The sequence below is a fragment of the Finegoldia magna genome (genome assembly GCF_018371055.1).
Classification (GTDB): domain Bacteria; phylum Bacillota; class Clostridia; order Tissierellales; family Peptoniphilaceae; genus Finegoldia; species Finegoldia magna_I.
On sequence record NZ_JAGYZD010000295.1, the window covers coordinates 1 to 1,850 of the forward strand.

Sequence of the window (1,850 nt, forward strand, 5' to 3'; positions counted from 1 at the left end):
ATAATAACATACACAATAAAGGCAGCAAAAGAGTCAATCAACTTAGACAAAGAAATAAGAAAAAAGATGAATGAAACTTTAGAAAAAGCAAATGGAAACCTAAAAAGTCTTATGGGTGATGAAATGAAAATAAAAGACCTCTACAAGAAAGGACAACTAGAAAATATAAGCATAGATCAAAGCGGCCTCAAAGACTTAAAAAAAGAACTAAACAAACTTGGAGTAAGTTTCTCAGTAATGAAAAACAAAGAAAGCAAAAACTATGAAATATTCTTCCAAGCCAAAGACATAAAAGTAATGGAATATGCCTTTAAACAAGTCATAGCCAAGGAAAATAAAAAAGAAAAAGAAAGTATTTTAAAACAAATAAAGAAATACAAAGACCTATCCAAGAACAAGGATAAGACAAAAGAAAAAGTTAAAAGGAAAGTAAAAGAAAAAGTAAAACCAAGTAAAAAAGATATGACCAGAGAAATCTAAGGGAGTAACGAAAAGTTACACCCTTAAATAGCTATAATAACAAGACTTCCGAAAAGCAGAAGTCCAGAATTTCGAAAATCGGAAATCAAGAATTTCGATTATCGAAAATCTGGGAAATATCAAGGCAGATAAGATATAAAATTGAATAAACACAATATTTATGATATAATTAAAGCAATTAAGAGGTCAAAGAGGTGCTTGTATGAATAAGAATAATAAAATAGATAGAGTTCATGATGATGTTTTTAATAGCATAAAAACATTGATGGACAAGGCAAGAAATGAAGTCGCAAGAGAAGTCAATAATATTTTAGTTCAAACTTATTGGGAGATTGGACGTATCATCGTAGAAGATGAGCAAGGTCATTCAGAACGAGCTGAGTATGGAAAAGAACTTATAAATGACTTATCAAGACAACTTACAAAGGAATATGGCAAGGGATTTTCTAAGTCTAATTTATTTAATATGAGAAACCTATATTTATCATATCCAATATTCCAGACACTGTCTGGAAAATTGACCTGGTCCCATTATTGCGAACTCTTATCCATTAGCGATGAGAAAAAACGAAGCTTCTATGAGAAAGAAAGTATTAATGCAAATTGGTCTGTGAGAGAACTTAAAAGACAAATAAAAACATCACTTTTTGAAAGATTGCTCCTATCATCTGGAGAGGAAAACAAAGAAAAAGTTCTAGACCTAGCTTTAAAGGGCAATGAAATAAATAAGGCAGCTGACCTCGTAAAAGATCCTTATGTATTTGAATTTTTAGGGTTGCCAGAAGAAAAGCCTATGATGGAAAGTGATTTAGAAAAAGCACTTATAGATCATATTGAAAAATTCTTGCTAGAACTCGGCAAGGGTTTTATGTATGTAGGTAGCCAACAAAGAGTAACACTAGGCAACACACACTATTATGTGGATATGGTATTTTACAATAAAATATTAAGATCTTATGTCTTAATCGAACTAAAAACAAGTAAGCTAATGCCAGAAGCAGTTGGGCAAATAAATATGTATCTCAATTATTATAAGGCAGAAGTAAATGATGAGATGGACAATGAACCGATAGGAATAATCTTGTGTACAGATAAAGACGGAGTACAAGCAGAATACGCCTTAGGAAATTTATCAAATAAAATATTCGCATCAAAATATACTTTGTATATACCAGACAGGGAAGAGCTTGAAGAACAAGTAGAAAAAGTTATTAAAAAATATAAGGAAAAATAAAATATAAATTATAAGGAGAAGTAGAGAAAAAAATCTACTTCTTTTTTTATTGCAAGGAGGATTAGAATGGCAACAAACAAAAGATATTATTGGATAAAATTAAAAGAAGAATTTTTCACAGACAAAAGGATAAAAA

At 30.2% G+C, this 1,850-nt stretch carries 2 protein-coding genes and 1 pseudogene; all 3 read left to right on the forward strand.

The features are described 5' to 3' along the window. A partial coding sequence (locus KHW44_RS09240; RefSeq protein ID WP_304068779.1) for a PcfB family protein occupies positions 1-480 on the forward strand: 480 nt, incomplete at its 5' end. 202 nt (positions 481-682) lie between these two features. Continuing rightward, the gene (locus KHW44_RS09245; RefSeq protein WP_024051472.1) at positions 683-1,714 is read left to right on the forward strand and encodes a YhcG family protein; all 1,032 of its coding nucleotides are present in this window, start codon (positions 683-685) and stop codon (positions 1,712-1,714) included. 66 nt (positions 1,715-1,780) lie between these two features. After that, positions 1,781-1,850 (forward strand): annotated as a pseudogene (locus KHW44_RS10165) (replication protein); the annotation flags it as partial.